Source organism: Methylobacterium sp. A52T (assembly GCF_053346095.1).
Window position 1 is genome coordinate 1 of sequence record NZ_JBKFBI010000140.1, and the last position, 16,000, is coordinate 16,000.

Sequence of the window (16,000 nt, forward strand, 5' to 3'; positions counted from 1 at the left end):
AGGTCGGCATCGCCTTCGCGCGCCGGACCAGAGAGGTCATGCCGACCACGAGCAGCCGGCGCAGGTAGCGGTCGCCCATGCGTGAGATCCGGCCCAGGCGCTCCTTGCCGCCGCTGCAGTTCTGCAGTGGTGTCAGGCCCAACGAGGCCGCGAACTGCCGACCGGAGCGGAAGCGTTCGGGCTCGCTCACCGACGCGGCCAGCCCGGTCACCACGCGCTGGGCGAGCGGCGGCACCTCGGCCGCGTCTCCGGCCGAGAGCCGGGCTGCCAGTTCGAGCGCATGGCGCAGGCCCCGCGCCATCTCGATCCCAAACTCGGCGAGCAGGCCTCGGATCATGTTCACCAGCTGCGTGCGTTGCTTGACCAGCAGGTCGCGTGTCCGGTGCAGCGCCAGCACCGCCTGCTGCTCGGTCGCCTTCACCGGCACGAAGCGCATGCTCGGACGCGTCACCGCCTCGCAGATGGCGGCGGCGTCGTTCGCATCGGTCTTGCCGCGCTTCACGTACGGCTTCACGTAAGCCGGCGGCATCAGCCGCACGTCGTGGCCGAGGCTCATGAGCTCCCGGGCCCAGTGGTGCGCCGTGCCGCACGCCTCCATGCCGACCAGGCAGCGCGGCAGCTTGGCGAAGAACGGCGTGACCTGCGCCCGCCTCAAGGCCTTGCGCACGACGACGTGCCCAGCTGCATCGACGGCGTGAACCTGAAAGATGCTCTTGGCCAGATCAATGCCGACGGTGGTGATCTCCATGGGGATGGCTCCTGCATATGCGTGGCTGCTGCTTCGACAGCGACCACATCTTGGCCCCCAGAGCCGTCAGTCGGAGCGGGAGCCATCCACCCCATCTGGTTTGTAAAGTTGCGTTGCGGCTTGGAGAGGGTCCGCCGCTGATAGCGGCGTGACGAGCAGCCGCCGAGCCTCAAAAATTATCGTGCCACCTCAATGACGTAAGTGCTCGCATTTTCGTTCAGGCTGGCGCGCCAATCTTCTCAAGACGTTAGCGGCGCTCGGCCCTGCCCCTCGGGCGGATCGTGTCGCCCGCTTGCGAGTCGGTGCGGGCGGCGTGATCCGCGGCTGCCCTTCCCGCTCCCGTGACGCTGCCCGGCCACGCTCAGGACGCGACTTCGAGGGCCGAACTGGCCCCGACCGGCACGTTCCGGGTCGGTCTCGTCGAGGCGCCGACCGCCGGCCCGATCTTCGTCTGCCGCGCCGCCGATGGACGACTCGACGGCGTGACGGCCGATCTGAGCGCGGATCTCGCTCGCCAGGTTGGCCTGCCACTGACCGTCGCGCTGTTCCCGAACTCGGGCGCCGCGGCGGCCGCCCTCCAGGCCGCGGCGATCGATGTCAGCTTTATGCCTGTCGACGCGACCCGCCGGCAGGTGATCAATTTCGGGCCGGGCTACTACGATCTGGAGAGCACCTATCTGGCCAGCGCCGAATCGGGCATCACCGACGTGGCGCAGGTGGACCGGCCGGGCCTCCGGGTCGAGGCGATCGAGGGTACGACGACGTTCCGCGCCTCCGCCCGCACGCTCACTCAAACGCAGCCCCTCCCCATCCCATCCGTGGCCGAGGCGGTCGCGCGCATGCGCGCCGCCCAGGCGGACGCCTTCGCCCTCTCGCGCGACACGCTGCGGCGGATGGTCCTGCAGGTCTCGGGCTCCCGGATCGTCGCGGGCGGCTTCCAGCAGACGCAGGTCGCCGTCGCCGTCCCGAAGGGCCGGCCCGCCGCCCTCGCCCGCGTCACGGCTTGGATGGATGAGGCGAAGCACACCGGCGTCGTTCGGCGGATCTTCGATGCCCAGGGCTTCCATGACGACGCGGTCGCGCCCTGACGAGCCGACCCGCGCGCGGCGTTCCATGGGACGTGGAAGAGACGCGAACAGCCCTACCTAGCGAGATCTCACCGATTGGATCTCGACCATGTGGTACCTGTACGGCGCCGTCCTGCTGGCTGGGATCGCGAACGCCATCCAGCCAGGCCAGAACAGCACGCTGGCCAGGACTTTCTCTCAACCGCTCGTGGCTGGTCTGGTCGTTGGAATCGGTACCGCCCTGACCGTCTTGATCATCGGCCTCATATCCCGGCGCTTGGCATGGCCGACGACGCAGGAGCTGTCGCAGGTGCCGTGGTGGGCATGGGGCGGCGGCTTCATGGGTGGCGGAGTCGTGATCGCGCAACTGCTTATTGCCCGCCAAGTCGGGGCCGGGGCGTTCCTCGGGCTTCTGGTGACCGCCGGCGTGGTGACCTCCATCCTGCTCGACCATTTTGGCTTGGTCGGCTTCAAGGTGCATCCGGCCAGCTTCTGGCGGATCGTCGGCGGCCTGCTGATGGTAGCTGGTGTCGGGCTCGTTGCGCTCTTCTGAAGCTGATCCCATTCCAAGCTGCCAGCCTCTTTTCTGGTAGGATGGCGATGGCTATCAAGTGAGGAACTCGCCCGGTGTCTGAGCTCGGAATTGATGCGAGTGACGAGAGGTCCCTCTTCAAAACCGAGCGCCTGAAGGCGAAGGGCTATCTGAAGTGAACGACACCGACGCCCAGCCCGAGGAACTGAACGAAATCCTTCGGCTAGCCACGGCCTTGGCAGAGCAGTTCCTGCAGTCAAAGACCGAGGAGTCTGCCCATCCGGAAAGGCTTAAGGCGCTCATCAGCGCCGCCCAATTCCTTCACGAGCATGATGTGGCTTGGCCGCCTGCCTTGCGTGAGGCCGTGGGCAACGCCGTACAACGAATGGAAGCGGTCCGTGGACGATGAGGATCGAGAATTCGAGCATTCTCCGCTGTCGGGCTCCTTCAGTCGCGACGGTGTGATCGTCGACGTCGAGATCTACCGATATGCCAACATGCAGGATCCTTGGCAGCTAGTGGTGATCGATCTGTCGTCCGGCGGCTGCACCGCTTGGCAGCAGACCTTCGCGACTGACCGAGAGGCATACGATGCCTTCAAGGCGGTGGTCGAAGCAAACGGGATGGCAGCTTTTGCCGGCCTCGTACCGCCAGTCAGGCACTGATCTCGTTCACTCCCTCTTGGACGAAGGCCATTTGCGCTGAAAGGGCTGAGACGGCTATGCGCACTCGGGGCCTGTAGCTCAATGGTTAGAGCCGACCGCTCATAACGGTCTGGTTGCAGGTTCGAGTCCTGCCGGGCCCACCATGTCAGAGCAGCTAGCGTGATCTTCATCGAGAAGAACGGAGAGGACCGGACGCAGGCTCCGTATGGTTTGGAGCCCGATCCTGCTGGCGAATCCGGTGAAGGGATGAGCGATTACGCCCGTGTCTTGGAAGCCGTTGCCGCCCTGATCGCGGCGGACTACTCCGTCGAGCCGTTGGGAGCCACCCTTGAGTTCTGGATGGTTGACGGCGAGGTCCTCAGCGACGGCGATCTGATCGCGAAGGCGACCCGACTCGGTCGCGTCGACTTACCCAGAAGCCGAGTGGCAAAGCCATGACCAGTGCGCCAGAGCCCGACGCAGAGCGCGAGGCGACCGTCGAACGCCTGATGGAGCGGCTGAGCGGCTTCGTACAGGGAAGCGGGATCAGCGGCGTGGATGCACGCGAGATCATCGCCCGCGTGATCGCCTCCGAGCCATCTGCCGGCGACGGCGACCTGATGGCGAAGGCACGCACCTGGATGCTAATCGCGCTGGGGTAGCGCCATGCCAACAACCCCATCGCCTCGAGGCGCCCGGCCGCGTCAGGATCTCCGACCGCGCGTGCTGGCGGCGCTAACGGTCGAGCCTGCGACCGCCGTCGAGATCGCTGAGCGCGCCGGGATCCCTGGCCGGGAGCGTGGCATGCACGCTGCCCGCGCGCTGGTGCGCCTGGAGGCTGACGGCCTCGCGGTCAGAGAGCTGCGCCGGAACGTCATCCGGTGGCGCTCGGCTGCGGAACAACCTGAACGATTTACGCCTCGTTAAGCATGCCTCCCGATGGTGCGGTGACGTCGGAAGGACCTGTGATGGAACTGGGCAAGCCGCTGCGAAAGCCGAACGCCCTACTGGGTCGTGTTCTGCAGAAGGCCACCGCGCATCACGCCGCCGGACGACTTCAGGAAGCCGGTCGTCAATACAATCGCTGCCTCGGCCTTGAGCCAGGACACGGGGCCGCGCATTACAATCTTGGCCTGATCGCCACGCTGCTGCGCGACCATGCTCAGGCGGTTATCCATCATACCGAGGCACTTCGTGCCACACCTGAGCAGCCGTCGCGCTGGGTCGCGCTAGCTGGGGCGCTACTCGCCTGCGACCGGGTCAACGATGCCCGTGTCATTCTCGAACGGTTCCTCGTGCATGGCTTTTCGCGCGAGATCGTATTCGGCGAGTGCAGGCCGCTGGTGTTGATGCTCGGCGCCAATGCTCGCCTGGCCTTTGAATCCGAGCAGTTCGAAGAGGCCGAACGCCTGATCGACCTTATCATTCTACTCGACGCAGAGAATGCTGGCGCAGCGCATCTCGCTGGACTCGTCGCACTGCGCATTGGGCGCGCGCAGCACGCCGTCGACCTAATCACCATCGCGGTCTACCGCGACGGCGGGAACACCACGTTCTTCGCCGATCTCGGCAGAGCCTTCAAGGCGAGTTCCAATCTCGACGCCGCGATCGCGGCCTTCGAGAAAGCGCTTGAGCTTGACTCGACGTCGGACAACACTCGCATTGACTTAGCCGATCTCTATCAAGAGACGGGGCGCCTGCAGGATGCTGCGGCCTGCTGGCGCCAACTGATTGCCCGAATTCCCGGCTCAGCCGAACTACACAACAACCTCGGCGCGGTACTGCACAGGCTCGGGCGCACCGAAGAGGCAGTTGCAACCTTTGAGGCCGCTCTGGCGATCAATCCCGCCGCTGCATTCGCGCATGGCAACCTCGCGCACGCGGTCCTCTTTTCCGAACGTAGCTCAGCGTCTGACTTTGCGGAGATGGCCAAAGCCTTTGGCCGCCGCCATGCTGACTCATTGCGGCGCCTTCGGCCATTCGCCAACGCCCGCGGAACGGACCGACGTCTCCGCATCGGCTTCGTCTCGGCGGATTTTCGCGATCACCCAGTGGTGCGGTTCCTCGAGCCCTTCCTGCACCACGCCGATCGAGAGCGCCTCGATCTCATCGCCTATAGCAATACCAGTCGCGAAGACGCGGTGACTGACACGCTGAAGGCTCGTTTCGACTCTTGGCGTCCAATCGAGGTTCTCGACGACGAGGCCATAGCGGACCTGATCGAGGCCGATCGGATCGACATACTCGTAGACCTGGCCGGTCATAGTGGCGGCAACCGCTTGCTGGTCTTCGCGCGCAAGCCTGCGCCGGTTCAGGTGACCTGGATCGGACTGCCAGTCACTACGGGGCTGGCCGCCATAGACTACCGCCTCACTGACGCGGCCTACGACCCGATCGGCGAGACCGAACATCTGCATTCCGAGGTCCTCTGGCGGGTGTCCGGCGCCGGCACCTGCTACCAGCCGTTCTTACCTGCGCCGGACGTCGCCGAGAGGCCGCCTTCTACGATAAAGGGGCACGTCACCTTCGGCTGCTTCAATCGCTTCGAGAAGCTGACTGACGCCGTGCTTACGGCTTGGGCCGCAATTTTAGCAGCGGTGCCCGACTCCCGGCTGATGCTGATTGTCACCGACATCGGCGATCCAAGGACGCGAGGGCCAGTGGAAGCACGTCTGGCGAGCTGCGGATTGCCCGTCGACTGCATCGACTTCGCGCCTCGCAATGCAGCAAATCGCTATGAGATGCACGGCAATGTCGACATCGCGCTGGATGCATTCCCGTTCAATGGCAACGTCACCACCTTCGACACGCTCTACATGGGCGTCCCTGTAGTGACGCTCGCCGGACCCCAAACAATCTCGCGGGTGGGCGCCGCCATTCTCGGTATCCTAGGGCTCCCGGATCTCATCGCCCGCGATGTCGACAGCTATGTCGCCATCGCCTGCCGTCTCGCCGGCGATCCGGACGAACTTCTCAAATTGCGCAGCGGCCTGCGCGAGCGCTTGGTCGCCAGCCCCCACATGGATCACGCCGGCCATGCCAGGGAGGTTGGTCTGGCCCTTAGCGAGATGTGGCGGCTTTGGTGCGCCGAGACAGCGCCCAGCGAGGTAGCCTCTCCCGCCTCTCGATGACCCGCGCGCGGTCTCGAAGGGTGACCTTGTGCGTCGGCCATTCCAGGCATGCTGCATCGAACGCGCCTTGGCCATCGACAGCGGGTAGATCGTCGCGAGGTGCAGCTCGACATTGCCGCCGGTCTCTCGCCAGATCTCGACCGTGTAGGGCACACCCAGCGGCACGGGCGGGATCTGCTTGGCGGCCGGCGGCAGCGTGATCGCGGCCAGACACAGGTGCTCGTACTTCCGCGTGGGCGGCGCCCCGGGCGCGCGCTGATAGCGGCACGAGGCCGTCAGGTGCCGGAGCAGGTCGAGCGTCGAGATGTCGGCCCCGTAGCGACCGATCAGGCTGACCACGGTATAGCGGCCCGAGCGCTTGCAGGTGGCGCAGTCGACGTACACCCGACTAGGCCCTGCATCCCCCAGGTGCCCCATTCTGGTGGCCCCCCGCTCGCGAACGAAAACGGAACAAGCTCAGGCGCCCGCGCGCTTCAACCAGCCGCCGAGCCGCGCGAGATCGTAGTGGAGCAGTGTGGACGACGTTCGGAAAGCCGAGACTCGTCAGGCGATTCGGCTGACCCAAGCCGCGAACTCCCAGACCGGCGGCCCCCCAGACTTGTGCGTCTCTGACTACAAAGAATCAGAGGAAGGATGGATCAGGCCGAACGCTTCAGCTCAGCCTGATCATCGTTCGTAGCACTAGTGGCAGGTTGCTGTTGCGGTTTGAGGCTCTGCATAGTGGTGACAGAAGATGTGCGGCTGCTCGATGATGATGAGCGCCGCAGAGCGAACAACAAGGCAGCGCTTACAACACATGCTACGGCTGCCCCGACCGGTGCCACAAAAATCGAAATCGCTCCCAGCGACGGCCATATAGCCACAATCGAAAGTCCTGCGCCTACGAAGGCCGACAGAACGAGGAAGATGAGGTTCACGAGCGCACCCTTCCGCGATAGGCGGCCCGACGTGTCGCCCTCGGGTTCGAAGAACGGGGAGGTTGTATGACGATCTCAATGGCCAATATGCGGCAACTTCTGAGCGAAAACCGGTAACGGTCAGCCGGCGCGCCAAGCGTGCTCGCGGCGGCATCAGCTAGGGGAGTGACTCAGCGAGGGTACGACGGCGGCAGGCAATCTCGCAGCAGTAGAAGCGTCGGACGCGTAGGCGCAGCGTCCTGGGCTGCCCGATGCTCGGCAGATCGGCCGGACGGCGTTCATAGCGGCTGTGAACGACAGAGCTGGTCGTATCACAGGTTGGACACTGCCCGTGCACACGCCGCACTTGCGCGAAGACGACCGTCGGTCCGGATGACGCGCCCGATGGTACAGCCCGGCAGGGATGAGGACAGGATCAAACGCTTGGTGAACCACCCGGTGCCATCCTCGTCACCGCGACCGTTCCACGCAAAGTGCAGGAGAACCGCAAAGCCGAAGGAAGATCATACCGTACCGAGCCAGCCATGCACTTCGAAATCCGCGTGGCCGGCCGCCACCTCTAGACTTGGGTGCTGCTCGACGCCTCCCACATGACGGTGAACGAATCGGACTGGACCTTCCCGTCCAAGGCGCAGGCTTTAGCTGCCGCGCTGGCCTTCTCGAAGCTGATGACGGGCGCCTGGAAGACGCTGACCGCGCCGACGTCGGACGGCCTGCTATGATGTGCTGCCGCGGATCCGCGATAGCGCCGCTCAGCCTAATCCCGGCTGCGCGCCATTCCTCGGCGGCGATTAGAAGGTCGCAGTAGGCAACGGCCCGTGGTCTGACAGGCTTGATTTGATCTGGACAACAATAAAATACATGGAAAACAATAATTAACAATCATTTAAGAGTTTTTGAGCTTGATATAGATATACCTCATGACGGTGTGCAGTCGCTCCGTCGCTGGGCGTCGACTTAGCTACATTCGTCAAAATTTCCTTGAATTTAGATCGATTGAGTCCGCGCCAGGTAATGCTGGAGACCAGTGTCGATATGACGATTTCTAACGCATGTGACCGCTCTGTCTCGTTGGCCAATTGACGTTCAAGCAACTGTTCCCTCTGGCGCGCCGCAGCCAAAATAATTTCGATTTGGTTCCAGGCGTCCATATCCCTCTCGCACGATCTAAGATCACGTAGGATCGGTGATGTTCCCGAACTTTGGATTTTTCGGCGAGCTGTGACTTCAGCAAAAGCGCACATGGCAGAAACAAGGTCGGGATTGGCGGTCCAAAAATCTGAATTGATATACGAGTACGCTTGCTCCCGTAGAGCAAACAATCTGCCGCCAGTGAAACCCTCGATTCGATCGCCCCACCGAGCTATTAAGGTGCTCTCTATGCTGAGAAATTCCTCTATATCATAACCTATAGTCATATTTTCCATGAATCTATCTGCTCTTTCCGCCACTAACGTGCGCAAGAATTTAGAATCTTGCGACTGGATTGCATCTATGCCAACGAAACCATATGCATTCCAAAGGCGGATCATTTCGCATTCGATGTATTCAAAAGATCTGTTGTCGTCCGTTTGCTCGCCCGGGGAAATCGTCAAGCCGAGTAAATCGGAGGCGAACTGTTGTGACACGTCAGCAATTTGATCGTACAAGAAAATCTTAATCGCGTTCCTTCCAAAAACAGATGCCCAGTTGCTCAACAACAGATCCGGGACCAGTAGGTGCAGTCTCCCAGGAAGTGCGATCGCGTCCAGGATAAATCTAGAAAAATCCTCGACACCGCCATGTTTGACTACTTCTTGCCACCATGAGCGAAGAAGAGACAGGACATTTCTCTGGTAATAAACAATAGTGAATTCTGCGGATGGAAGAGCCGTTCGGATCTTTTGCAATGAGGCGACCGGCAGAAAGCTAAGCTCTTCACTCGAAAGAACACAGGTTTTGTCTAGGCCCGAAAGAATCTCCAGCATAACGCCAAATTTGGAATGATCAGGCTCAGACGCTGTCCGAGCAAACTCGTGCTGCCCCGTCTGATCGGCATGAGCAAAGGGGTAAATAAAACTTGCGCCACTCTGCAAAGAGCGCGCGTAGAGCATATTCTGGATCGATGTGGTTCCCGTTTTATGCGGGCCGATATGTATTATAAAATTTTGAGTCATAGTTCCATGTTGCGCGTAAGCTCCAAGTTCTTAGGCAAAATCTGATCGGAAAGCGGCTGTTCTCCTCCTGCGCTCATCTGTAAGAGCATGTCGATCAGTGGCCGTGCTGTATCGGCAATGGACTGACCCACGGTTGCGAGCGTTAAATCAGGCTTCGTCGGCTCTTCGTAGGGCGCTGTGATGCCGGTAAAATTCGGGATCGTTCCGGCGCGTGCCCGAAAATATAACCCTTTTGGATCTCGTCTCTCGCAAATTATTAGAGGCGTTTTTATAAAAACTTCAATAAATGCGACGTCTCCTGCGATAGCCCTTGCGGCTTTCCGTTCCGCCGAGAATGGGGATATAAGCGAGACAATTGTTACAAGGCCAGCCTCAGCTACCAGCTTTGCTGTTTCGGCCACACGGCGGACATTCTCAGCTCTATCGCGGTCGGTGAATCCCAAGTCACTATTCAATCCATGGCGTAGATTGTCGCCGTCCAGCACCATTGTTGCGCGTCCTGAAGCGGTCAAGGCTTGATCCACAACGTTTGCGATCGTTGATTTCCCTGCGCCTGAAAGGCCAGTAAGCCAAGCAATGACTGGTCGCTGGCCAAGAGCGTTCCATCGTTGCTCCCGTGGCTGCAGGTGCTGCCAAGTCAGGTTCCGATCCGACGTTGGGCCTCGTGATCGGTTCATGCTTCGCTCCTAAGTTGTCCCCCAGGTATGGATACACAAAAACGTGATCGGTTGTGTTGCTACAACGTCACGTTGATGCGCTTCGTAGCGGCGGAGGGTAATTACCCAGGCCTTTGATGGCAGGGGTCAGGCGCCGACGGTTTTGAGGATGAAGCCGAATGGATTGACACCGCTCAGGCGCGCGGTGTCGACAACGGTGCGGATGGCGGCCTCGCCCTCAGCTGGCCACATGTCGCGATAGCCGTTGGTCGCTTTCCGCTGGACGACAGCCGGACGCAGGAGCCGCTCGGAGCTGTTGTTAGTCGGCTCGACCTTTCCGGGATAGGCGAGGAAGACGAGGGGCTGATCGCGGGAGCGGCTGAGCTTGGCCTGCAACTCGCGGGTCAGGTCACGGACGCAACACGGGTGCAATGCGCTTCATATACGGCCTTCCGTCATTCGCATGAGGAAAGCGATAATCCTTAGCGCTAGAACGCGCTCGGATGTCTGGGTGGAGGCCTTCTCCGATGAGGCTTAATCTCGATTTTCCCGGCAGCTGGATCGTTAATCCCGGGTATGTGGCGCAGCGTATCGGCGTGAGCGCAACGACGCTGAAGCGTTCCGTCATCGAGGGAAACGCCAGGGTCTTGATCGTCCCCGGAAGCTGGGCGGACGCGAGGGGCGCGCGCGTCACTGTTCATCACTACGACGGTGGGTGGCAGGGCACGTTCGATCAGAGCGGACAGCTCGTGGCTGAGCATGTCTGGTAACTGCGGCCGCACCAACCGGAGGCACGGCGAGTTGTATCTCCTACTGGCAGGAGACGCCCATGAGCGCGCACACCTATCCGGACGTGAACACCAGTTCTGCAAGCGGAGCGGCTGCCAACAAGTTGACTCACCGACTTGGCGTAGACGTCAACAGCGGCGATCAGCTCCCAGCCCATACCTGCTCGGCATCGCGCTTTCGGGTGCAGCCGTGGCGTGCCTGCTGATCCGGCTAGTGATCGGGTGAGCGGCACAACCTGCCCATGAGGCACAACCTCGGCCAGCAAGGCGACTGGGTCGTCGATCCGTGTGAGTTGGCCCCACGCCTCGGTGTAGATGCCGATTACCTGAAGCGCATGGAGCGGCAGGGACACGTCGATGCCCGGATCAAGATCGACGATGACAGCGGCACGGGCCAGACACGTGTGACCGTCCGCCTGCTGAACCGAGGCTGGAGAGGCACCTTCCATGGAGGCGGCCCCCTCATTTACGAAGAGATGTGGTAAGGCCTCGCAGTTGCAGCCGGCCCTTCGGCACTGCATAGCTCGGCCATGACAGCTGACGTACCGCACCCCTACTCGGTGACCATCGAGCCCCTGAAAAAACCGGAGGGTCATTTCGGTTGGGCATTGCGCCGAAGTGGTAAACTAATCGAGCGCTCGGACAGGGCGTTCACCACCGAGGTTAAGGCTTTCGAGAACGCTTTGAGGGCGATTGAGATAGACACGAAGCCGAGCAGTGGCGGCCGCCGCTAGGTGAGCGGACGCGCCGGATATTCCGGACAAGCGTCTCGTTTGTCCGGCGTCCGGTCGCGGTACTCATCCTGGCAACTCGATCAGCCAGAGGTGGTTGACGCCGTTGAGAGCGACCGGGACAATCAGGCTGCGGCCGAGGCGTGCTTCGACGGCTCGCTTAAACACCTTGCTGGCGGCCTCCGTCCGCTTGGCCTCATCGTCGCCGTCGGCCAAGTAGATGACGAAGAATGCCGTCCTGGCGGCCTGCAGCGGGACGGCACGAACCTTGGAGCCCTCATTGCCGAACGGCCACGCGCAGATGCCATCGTCGGTGACGCTCGTCCGAAGTGCTTGTCGGAACACCTCTGACGATGTCGGCCAGCGCTCCTTGCTGCCCGCGACGGCTACCGCGGAGGTGCCGTCCGTCTGCCACTTCACGACACAGGTAGTGATCGGCTCGCGGTCGTAGATCTCGCCGACTGTGACGACCTCCAGATCAAAAGAGATCTCGTACCCGCAACGGGTGCCCCGCACCTTCCGGATTGCCACGCGCGTGTTGTTGATGGCGCCGCCCTTATAGCGATCGGCGAGTACGGCGAGAGCCTCATCAGCCAATCAATCGGTCGTCGCCCGTTTGTTGTGAGGAGAGAATTTTTAAGCCGCAGATTAGAAGCGGCGCAGGCCTTCCCGACTCAGACGGTGATGTCCACCACACGCTCCTGCGATGCGAGAAGTTTCGGGTCATTCTTTTGCCTTTGGATGCCTGCGTCGTCCGGCGGGGGCGCCGGCATTGAGACGGTATGCAGCCCCGCTTTGTGCTCGATCGCAGCTTCCGCCCTTGCCGACTGAATCATCTCCGTCGCCTTCACCAGTCCGATGGCATTTATAGTGGTGGTGATTGTCATGGCTCTGATCTCCTTATTGGGGATCAAAGCACGTATTCGGTATTTGAATTACTTTTCTAATGTGTTCAATTTGCCGTTCTATCAGCGGTCCATTCTAAGCAGCCCTCATCCTTCTGTCTTGTCGGGCTAGTCCTGCTTGGCACCTCCGTTGATGCCTGTGCTATGCTCACCGCTGACGGAGCCGCTGCCGTGCCCCTGCGGGTTGAGGCGAGGGCGATCCGACGTGAGATCTTCGGGCTTCGTCCCTTTGGTTTGGTCGGATATGAGGTTCCTTCTTACCGACGAACCTAAGACACGAGAAGAGTTCGCTCGTACCAGTGTGCGGGCTATGCGCCATCGGGCACGGCCAACTGCGCTGGAGCGTTCCAGATGTCTGGATGCAAGTTTTCCGAGGACGCGCGGGTTCGCCTCTCCTCAGCGGTCCGGCCGACTACGTCCGATCGCTTCCGCCAATGCAGGGAAGCCGCCGATGAGTTCGGCACCGCTGATCCAGTAGCAATGCCCGAACATGATGTTCAGCCAAGATGTAAAGCGAGCCCGTCTCGTCCAATGAATCCGCGCAGCAGCTTCGGGACCAATCTCCAGCCGGTAGTAGCTGCTCATCCAGAATTGCAGAGGCTTGATGGCGCGGATCGTCTTCCACGGGATCCAATCCGTCGAGAGGCGACGGTCATAAATCCCTTGAGGACCAATGGAGACGACCACGTCGGGCTGGAACAGCTTCAGGCCCCACACAAGTGCGCCAAGGCCGAAGATCACTACGCCAACGCGCATCTCATAATCCCGGAAGCTTCCAGGAACTATGGTATCAGTGCCGACATTAGGCTGAGTCAGAGCCAGCCAAAGGGCCACTGCGACGAACACACACGATCCCATAAAGCGCGTAAAAATGCGCGAATTGGATCGGTAGAGATCGATTGTGCTCATTGGAATACTCCCTCACTTGAGTATTCGGCCTACGCCTCGCTACGGGCTTCCGAGGTGCGGCGGAGCACTGATGCGACCGCTGCAAGCGGTGCCACTCACTCCGTCCACCAACTCAGTTGCGCAGGCTTGCATTGTGGAGGTTGACGATGACCTCAGATCCCGGCCGCACCGCCTACTACGCGCGCTTCGCATACGCCCGGCCACGCGAGTTCGACTCGTGGGACAGCCTGACACCGGAGGTGCGTGCCATCTGGGCACAGGTGGAGGTCGCGGTCCTCACCGGCGCTAGCTCTGGCATTCACCCCGGCCAAGCTCGGGAGGTCGCCGACGATCCGGATCGGCCCTCCACCATCTCAACGGCGGCCATAGTCCCGTCCGTGGTGGCTGGTGAGACCTTCGTGGTTATCCAAGACGAGCACGTGCAACTGCTTCAGCGCATTGACCGCGGCCCGTTCTTCGTGCCGCTCCTCGAGCTCGCATACGTGAAGCTCATCCCATGGAACGGTGACACGCTCATCCCGCGTCTGGTGAGCTGCGGCTGGGCTGAGATGGCGCCGCGCGAGTCGCGCGCAGTCCGAATCACCGACGCTGGCCGGCAGGCATTGGCCGATCTCGACGAAGCTAGGCTGAAGGAGCAGGGAGGGGGCAGTGCCGCGTGAGCAGTTGGCCAGCGCCGCCGACTTGGTGCGCGTATTCGGCTTCACCGAACGGCACTGAATCCGCCAGGCTGCGGCCGGGCGAAACGCTGATGCTCGACAGCCGTTCGGCGCGCAGTCATCGTAGGTGTTCGACCAACGTGCCGCGCGTCAGTGGTGGGATGCTTCGACGAGGACGGTGCCGGAATGACCGACACCTACCTCCGCGGTAAGACGTGGTGGGTCCAAGTCCACGCTAGGACACGGGAAACGAGCGCGACCACGCCGAGATAGTTGCCCCAGGAATACGCCTTGGCTGCGCCTGAATGGGGCGCCGAATGAGGCTTAGAGGTTCACCTTTCTGCCCACCTGAGATCCGGGGGACCTCCACCGAGGCTGCGTGAAAGGGCCCCGACTTGGCTCAGGCCAGCGTCGGAACCGGGCCAGTGAAGCCCGTGGCCGGCTTGTCGGCGTCGAAGTGATTGGCCAGCGCCACCACGAAGGCGAAGTTGGCGATGGCGGCGAAGGGGAGAAGGGCAAGAGCAGTGAGGAGGGTCATCGGCGGCGTCCTTTTGTGCGGTGCGTGAGAAGGTATATCGCACTGCACGCAACTTCTTGGTATGCCACATGCCTCACGCCAGATATGCGGCGCATGCATGAAGGTGTCGGGAATAAGATCGACCCTTGCAACGATCGGGCTGCAGATCCTCGGCCCACAGGCGAGCGGAGTGCGGGTCGTCGACGTGCGCGCCGCCGCCTGTTCGAGATGCCGAGTTCTCATCCTCTGCATCGGACCCCAACGCGCGGCAGTCGAGCCGCCGCACAATCGCAGCTGAGACATTCGGGCATTTCAACCGCGCTCTCCGAGAGCCAAATGTGCCGGATGGCCGACGAATGGCCGCGTTGCGGCCGCAACGCCTCGGACCCGTCGCGCCGTTCGGCGGATTGACTCTGGAGAGACGGGCGCGGGCCGATCCAGGCCGGCGCGCGGACCGCTCGCCGCAAGCCGAATGGGAGACCGTGTGGACGGATCCGGGGAAGTGGAAAAGCGCGACCTTGCAGCCCCTGGTGATCGCGCTCGTCGTCGTGGAACGCGTCTCGCGGGGTCCATCGCGGGCCACTGGATCTGGCAGACCGGCGGCCAGCAGCATACCGCCTCGCAGCAGAGCGACGGATCGGCGACGGCTCTCCCGACGTGAGCGGGTGATCCGGGCCGCAGGTACGGCGGACACCGTCGTCTTGGTCGAGGCGGAATCTTGGGCGGGTAGAGCGCCAGTATCGAGGCAGCGCTTAAAGAAAAGCTCCAGCGATGCGGGCAATCGAGACGGTCCGTGACACCCGGCCTTCAGCCGGGATCAGGTATTCGAGCGGTGCCGACGGAGATCGGCTCAGCCAAGACCTGGAGATCGGTTGATGCTCAAGTCCCTCGCCGCCGCGGCACTGTTCGCCGTCGGCATCGCCGCGCCGGCCTCGGCGCTGCCCGTCGCGGGTTCTCCGCTCCCCGCCGCGCAGGACGGGCTGATCCAGCACGTCTACGGCGGCTGCGGGCCCTATGGCCATCGCGGCCCTTATGGCGGGTGCCGCGCCGGCGGCCAGTGGGGCGGCTATGTCGGTCGGGCCTGTCCGCGCGGCTTCCACCTCGGTCGCGGCGGGCGGCGCTGCTGGCCGAACCGGTACTGGTAGCGGCGCTCCCGCTGTTCGGGGCGATCGGCTGACCGCCGTGGCGCACCGTGACGGAACGCAGGAACACCCTGGGAGCGTGCGCTCCCAGGGTGTTGCCGACCTCGCGGCCAGTTTGATCGGGCTGGGGATGCGAAGGCCAACCGGAAGGCTGCTCTTCGGCGGCGGAGGGCGATGAGGCGGACCTGCCCCCCTCGCCCGCCGCCGCGTCTCCCGGCACGGAGGCCGGGAGCGGCGCGACCCGATCTCAGTAGGAGCCGAACTTGTAGTTCAGGCCGGCGCGGACGACGGCGAACTCGGTCTTGGCGGCGGCGCCGTTGAGGTAGGCGGTGCCGTTCGGGGGCAGGAGGTTGCCGTAGAACACGCCGCCGGCGGAGTTCTTCTGGCGGTCGAGGCTGACGTAGAGGCCTTCGACCTTGAGGGTGACGGCCGAGGAGCGGAAGAAGTTCAGGAACGAGTCGGTGGGCAGGGCGTACTCGACGCCGCCGCCGGCGGCCCAGC

19 protein-coding genes, 1 tRNA gene and 3 pseudogenes are annotated in these 16,000 nt (G+C 62.5%); 13 read left to right on the plus strand and 10 right to left on the minus strand.

The window, feature by feature from the left end; all coding sequences use genetic code 11:
• A partial coding sequence (locus tag ACLBYE_RS25000) for an IS110 family transposase (RefSeq protein ID WP_447696237.1) occupies window positions 1–748 on the minus strand: 748 nt, incomplete at its 3' end.
• Window positions 749–1,089: 341 nt separating this feature from the next.
• Here ACLBYE_RS25000 and ACLBYE_RS25005 point away from each other — a divergent pair.
• The 8 genes from ACLBYE_RS25005 to ACLBYE_RS25040 all read left to right on the plus strand — a co-directional run bounded on the left by ACLBYE_RS25005 (window position 1,090) and on the right by ACLBYE_RS25040 (window position 6,122).
• Window positions 1,090–1,836, plus strand: a complete 747-nt coding sequence (locus ACLBYE_RS25005) for a transporter substrate-binding domain-containing protein (RefSeq protein ID WP_447696238.1) — start codon at window positions 1,090–1,092, stop codon at window positions 1,834–1,836.
• An 88-nt stretch (window positions 1,837–1,924) separates the two neighbouring features.
• The gene (locus ACLBYE_RS25010; protein ID WP_447696239.1) at window positions 1,925–2,368 is read left to right on the plus strand and encodes a DMT family transporter; all 444 of its coding nucleotides are present in this window, start codon (window positions 1,925–1,927) and stop codon (window positions 2,366–2,368) included.
• 154 nt (window positions 2,369–2,522) lie between these two features.
• A complete protein-coding gene (locus tag ACLBYE_RS25015; RefSeq protein ID WP_447696240.1) occupies window positions 2,523–2,756 on the plus strand; it encodes a hypothetical protein in 234 nt (77 codons plus the stop codon).
• Window positions 2,746–3,012 (plus strand): hypothetical protein, encoded by a 267-nt coding sequence (locus tag ACLBYE_RS25020; RefSeq protein ID WP_447696241.1) that lies wholly within the window; start codon window positions 2,746–2,748, stop codon window positions 3,010–3,012. The genes ACLBYE_RS25015 and ACLBYE_RS25020 overlap by 11 nt, the downstream gene beginning before the upstream one ends.
• Window positions 3,013–3,079: 67 nt before the next feature.
• Window positions 3,080–3,155, plus strand: a tRNA-Ile gene (locus ACLBYE_RS25025).
• Between the two features lie 16 nt (window positions 3,156–3,171).
• Window positions 3,172–3,450 (plus strand): hypothetical protein, encoded by a 279-nt coding sequence (locus tag ACLBYE_RS25030; RefSeq protein WP_447696242.1) that lies wholly within the window; start codon window positions 3,172–3,174, stop codon window positions 3,448–3,450.
• The gene (locus ACLBYE_RS25035; protein ID WP_447696243.1) at window positions 3,447–3,653 is read left to right on the plus strand and encodes a hypothetical protein; all 207 of its coding nucleotides are present in this window, start codon (window positions 3,447–3,449) and stop codon (window positions 3,651–3,653) included. Before ACLBYE_RS25030 ends, ACLBYE_RS25035 begins: the two co-directional genes overlap by 4 nt.
• Window positions 3,654–3,959: 306 nt before the next feature.
• The gene (locus ACLBYE_RS25040; protein WP_447696244.1) at window positions 3,960–6,122 is read left to right on the plus strand and encodes an O-linked N-acetylglucosamine transferase family protein; all 2,163 of its coding nucleotides are present in this window, start codon (window positions 3,960–3,962) and stop codon (window positions 6,120–6,122) included.
• Between the two features lie 1,077 nt (window positions 6,123–7,199).
• Here ACLBYE_RS25040 and ACLBYE_RS25045 read toward each other — a convergent pair.
• Window positions 7,200–7,452: pseudogene (locus ACLBYE_RS25045) on the minus strand (transposase family protein); the annotation flags it as partial.
• Between the two features lie 156 nt (window positions 7,453–7,608).
• Between ACLBYE_RS25045 and ACLBYE_RS25050 the strand changes: the two are divergent.
• Complete coding sequence (locus tag ACLBYE_RS25050; protein ID WP_447696245.1) at window positions 7,609–7,761, plus strand: hypothetical protein; 153 nt, start codon at window positions 7,609–7,611, stop codon at window positions 7,759–7,761.
• A gap of 153 nt (window positions 7,762–7,914) precedes the next feature.
• On the opposite strand, the gene ACLBYE_RS25055 is transcribed toward ACLBYE_RS25050, so the two are convergent.
• The 3 genes and pseudogenes from ACLBYE_RS25055 to ACLBYE_RS25065 all read right to left on the minus strand — a co-directional run.
• Window positions 7,915–9,132 carry a hypothetical protein gene (locus ACLBYE_RS25055; RefSeq protein ID WP_447696246.1) on the minus strand — a complete coding sequence of 406 codons (1,218 nt, stop codon included), beginning with the start codon at window positions 9,130–9,132 and terminating at the stop codon, window positions 7,915–7,917.
• Between the two features lie 59 nt (window positions 9,133–9,191).
• Window positions 9,192–9,872, minus strand: a complete 681-nt coding sequence (cysC, locus tag ACLBYE_RS25060) for an adenylyl-sulfate kinase (protein WP_447696247.1) — start codon at window positions 9,870–9,872, stop codon at window positions 9,192–9,194.
• 126 nt (window positions 9,873–9,998) lie between these two features.
• Window positions 9,999–10,262: pseudogene (locus tag ACLBYE_RS25065) on the minus strand (IS66 family transposase); the annotation flags it as partial.
• Between the two features lie 116 nt (window positions 10,263–10,378).
• On the opposite strand from ACLBYE_RS25065, the gene ACLBYE_RS25070 reads away from it, so the two are divergent.
• Window positions 10,379–10,621, plus strand: coding sequence for a hypothetical protein (locus tag ACLBYE_RS25070; RefSeq protein ID WP_026605189.1), 243 nt, complete (start codon window positions 10,379–10,381; stop codon window positions 10,619–10,621).
• A gap of 260 nt (window positions 10,622–10,881) precedes the next feature.
• Window positions 10,882–11,124, plus strand: coding sequence for a DUF6522 family protein (locus tag ACLBYE_RS25075; RefSeq protein ID WP_447696248.1), 243 nt, complete (start codon window positions 10,882–10,884; stop codon window positions 11,122–11,124).
• A 312-nt stretch (window positions 11,125–11,436) separates the two neighbouring features.
• Here ACLBYE_RS25075 and ACLBYE_RS25080 read toward each other — a convergent pair whose 3' ends face one another.
• The 3 genes from ACLBYE_RS25080 to ACLBYE_RS25090 form a co-directional block, all read right to left on the minus strand.
• Window positions 11,437–11,967 (minus strand): hypothetical protein, encoded by a 531-nt coding sequence (locus ACLBYE_RS25080; protein ID WP_447696249.1) that lies wholly within the window; start codon window positions 11,965–11,967, stop codon window positions 11,437–11,439.
• Between the two features lie 77 nt (window positions 11,968–12,044).
• Complete coding sequence (locus tag ACLBYE_RS25085; protein ID WP_020094736.1) at window positions 12,045–12,257, minus strand: hypothetical protein; 213 nt, start codon at window positions 12,255–12,257, stop codon at window positions 12,045–12,047.
• Window positions 12,258–12,671: 414 nt separating this feature from the next.
• On the minus strand, window positions 12,672–13,184 hold the full coding sequence (locus ACLBYE_RS25090) for a hypothetical protein (protein ID WP_447696250.1): 513 nt from the start codon (window positions 13,182–13,184) through the stop codon (window positions 12,672–12,674).
• Window positions 13,185–13,330: 146 nt separating this feature from the next.
• Here ACLBYE_RS25090 and ACLBYE_RS25095 point away from each other — a divergent pair, with 146 nt between their 5' ends.
• A complete protein-coding gene (locus ACLBYE_RS25095) occupies window positions 13,331–13,843 on the plus strand; it encodes a hypothetical protein (protein ID WP_020094734.1) in 513 nt (170 codons plus the stop codon).
• 397 nt (window positions 13,844–14,240) lie between these two features.
• Here the strand turns inward: ACLBYE_RS25095 and ACLBYE_RS25100 are convergent, their stop codons facing one another.
• Window positions 14,241–14,378, minus strand: coding sequence for a hypothetical protein (locus ACLBYE_RS25100; RefSeq protein ID WP_170863024.1), 138 nt, complete (start codon window positions 14,376–14,378; stop codon window positions 14,241–14,243).
• Window positions 14,379–15,232: 854 nt separating this feature from the next.
• Here ACLBYE_RS25100 and ACLBYE_RS25105 point away from each other — a divergent pair.
• Entirely contained in the window at window positions 15,233–15,502 is a 270-nt protein-coding gene (locus tag ACLBYE_RS25105; RefSeq protein WP_447696251.1) for a GCG_CRPN prefix-to-repeats domain-containing protein, read from the plus strand.
• A gap of 244 nt (window positions 15,503–15,746) precedes the next feature.
• On the opposite strand, the pseudogene ACLBYE_RS25110 reads toward ACLBYE_RS25105, so the two are convergent.
• Window positions 15,747–16,000: pseudogene (locus ACLBYE_RS25110) on the minus strand (porin family protein); the annotation flags it as partial.

What these genes read in the sequence shown, in the direction of transcription:
- ACLBYE_RS25010 (WP_447696239.1), top strand. Translation starts at nt 1,925, where the DNA reads ATGTGGTACCTGTACGGCGCCGTCCTGCTGGCTGGGATCGCGAACGCC.
- ACLBYE_RS25035 (WP_447696243.1), top strand. Translation starts at nt 3,447, where the DNA reads ATGACCAGTGCGCCAGAGCCCGACGCAGAGCGCGAGGCGACCGTCGAA.
- ACLBYE_RS25040 (WP_447696244.1), top strand. Translation starts at nt 3,960, where the DNA reads ATGGAACTGGGCAAGCCGCTGCGAAAGCCGAACGCCCTACTGGGTCGT.
- ACLBYE_RS25055 (WP_447696246.1), bottom strand. Translation starts at nt 9,132, where the DNA reads ATGCTCTACGCGCGCTCTTTGCAGAGTGGCGCAAGTTTTATTTACCCC.
- cysC (WP_447696247.1), bottom strand. Translation starts at nt 9,872, where the DNA reads ATGAACCGATCACGAGGCCCAACGTCGGATCGGAACCTGACTTGGCAG.
- ACLBYE_RS25070 (WP_026605189.1), top strand. Translation starts at nt 10,379, where the DNA reads ATGAGGCTTAATCTCGATTTTCCCGGCAGCTGGATCGTTAATCCCGGG.
- ACLBYE_RS25075 (WP_447696248.1), top strand. Translation starts at nt 10,882, where the DNA reads ATGAGGCACAACCTCGGCCAGCAAGGCGACTGGGTCGTCGATCCGTGT.
- ACLBYE_RS25085 (WP_020094736.1), bottom strand. Translation starts at nt 12,257, where the DNA reads ATGACAATCACCACCACTATAAATGCCATCGGACTGGTGAAGGCGACG.
- ACLBYE_RS25090 (WP_447696250.1), bottom strand. Translation starts at nt 13,184, where the DNA reads ATGAGCACAATCGATCTCTACCGATCCAATTCGCGCATTTTTACGCGC.
- ACLBYE_RS25095 (WP_020094734.1), top strand. Translation starts at nt 13,331, where the DNA reads ATGACCTCAGATCCCGGCCGCACCGCCTACTACGCGCGCTTCGCATAC.
- ACLBYE_RS25100 (WP_170863024.1), bottom strand. Translation starts at nt 14,378, where the DNA reads ATGACCCTCCTCACTGCTCTTGCCCTTCTCCCCTTCGCCGCCATCGCC.
- ACLBYE_RS25105 (WP_447696251.1), top strand. Translation starts at nt 15,233, where the DNA reads ATGCTCAAGTCCCTCGCCGCCGCGGCACTGTTCGCCGTCGGCATCGCC.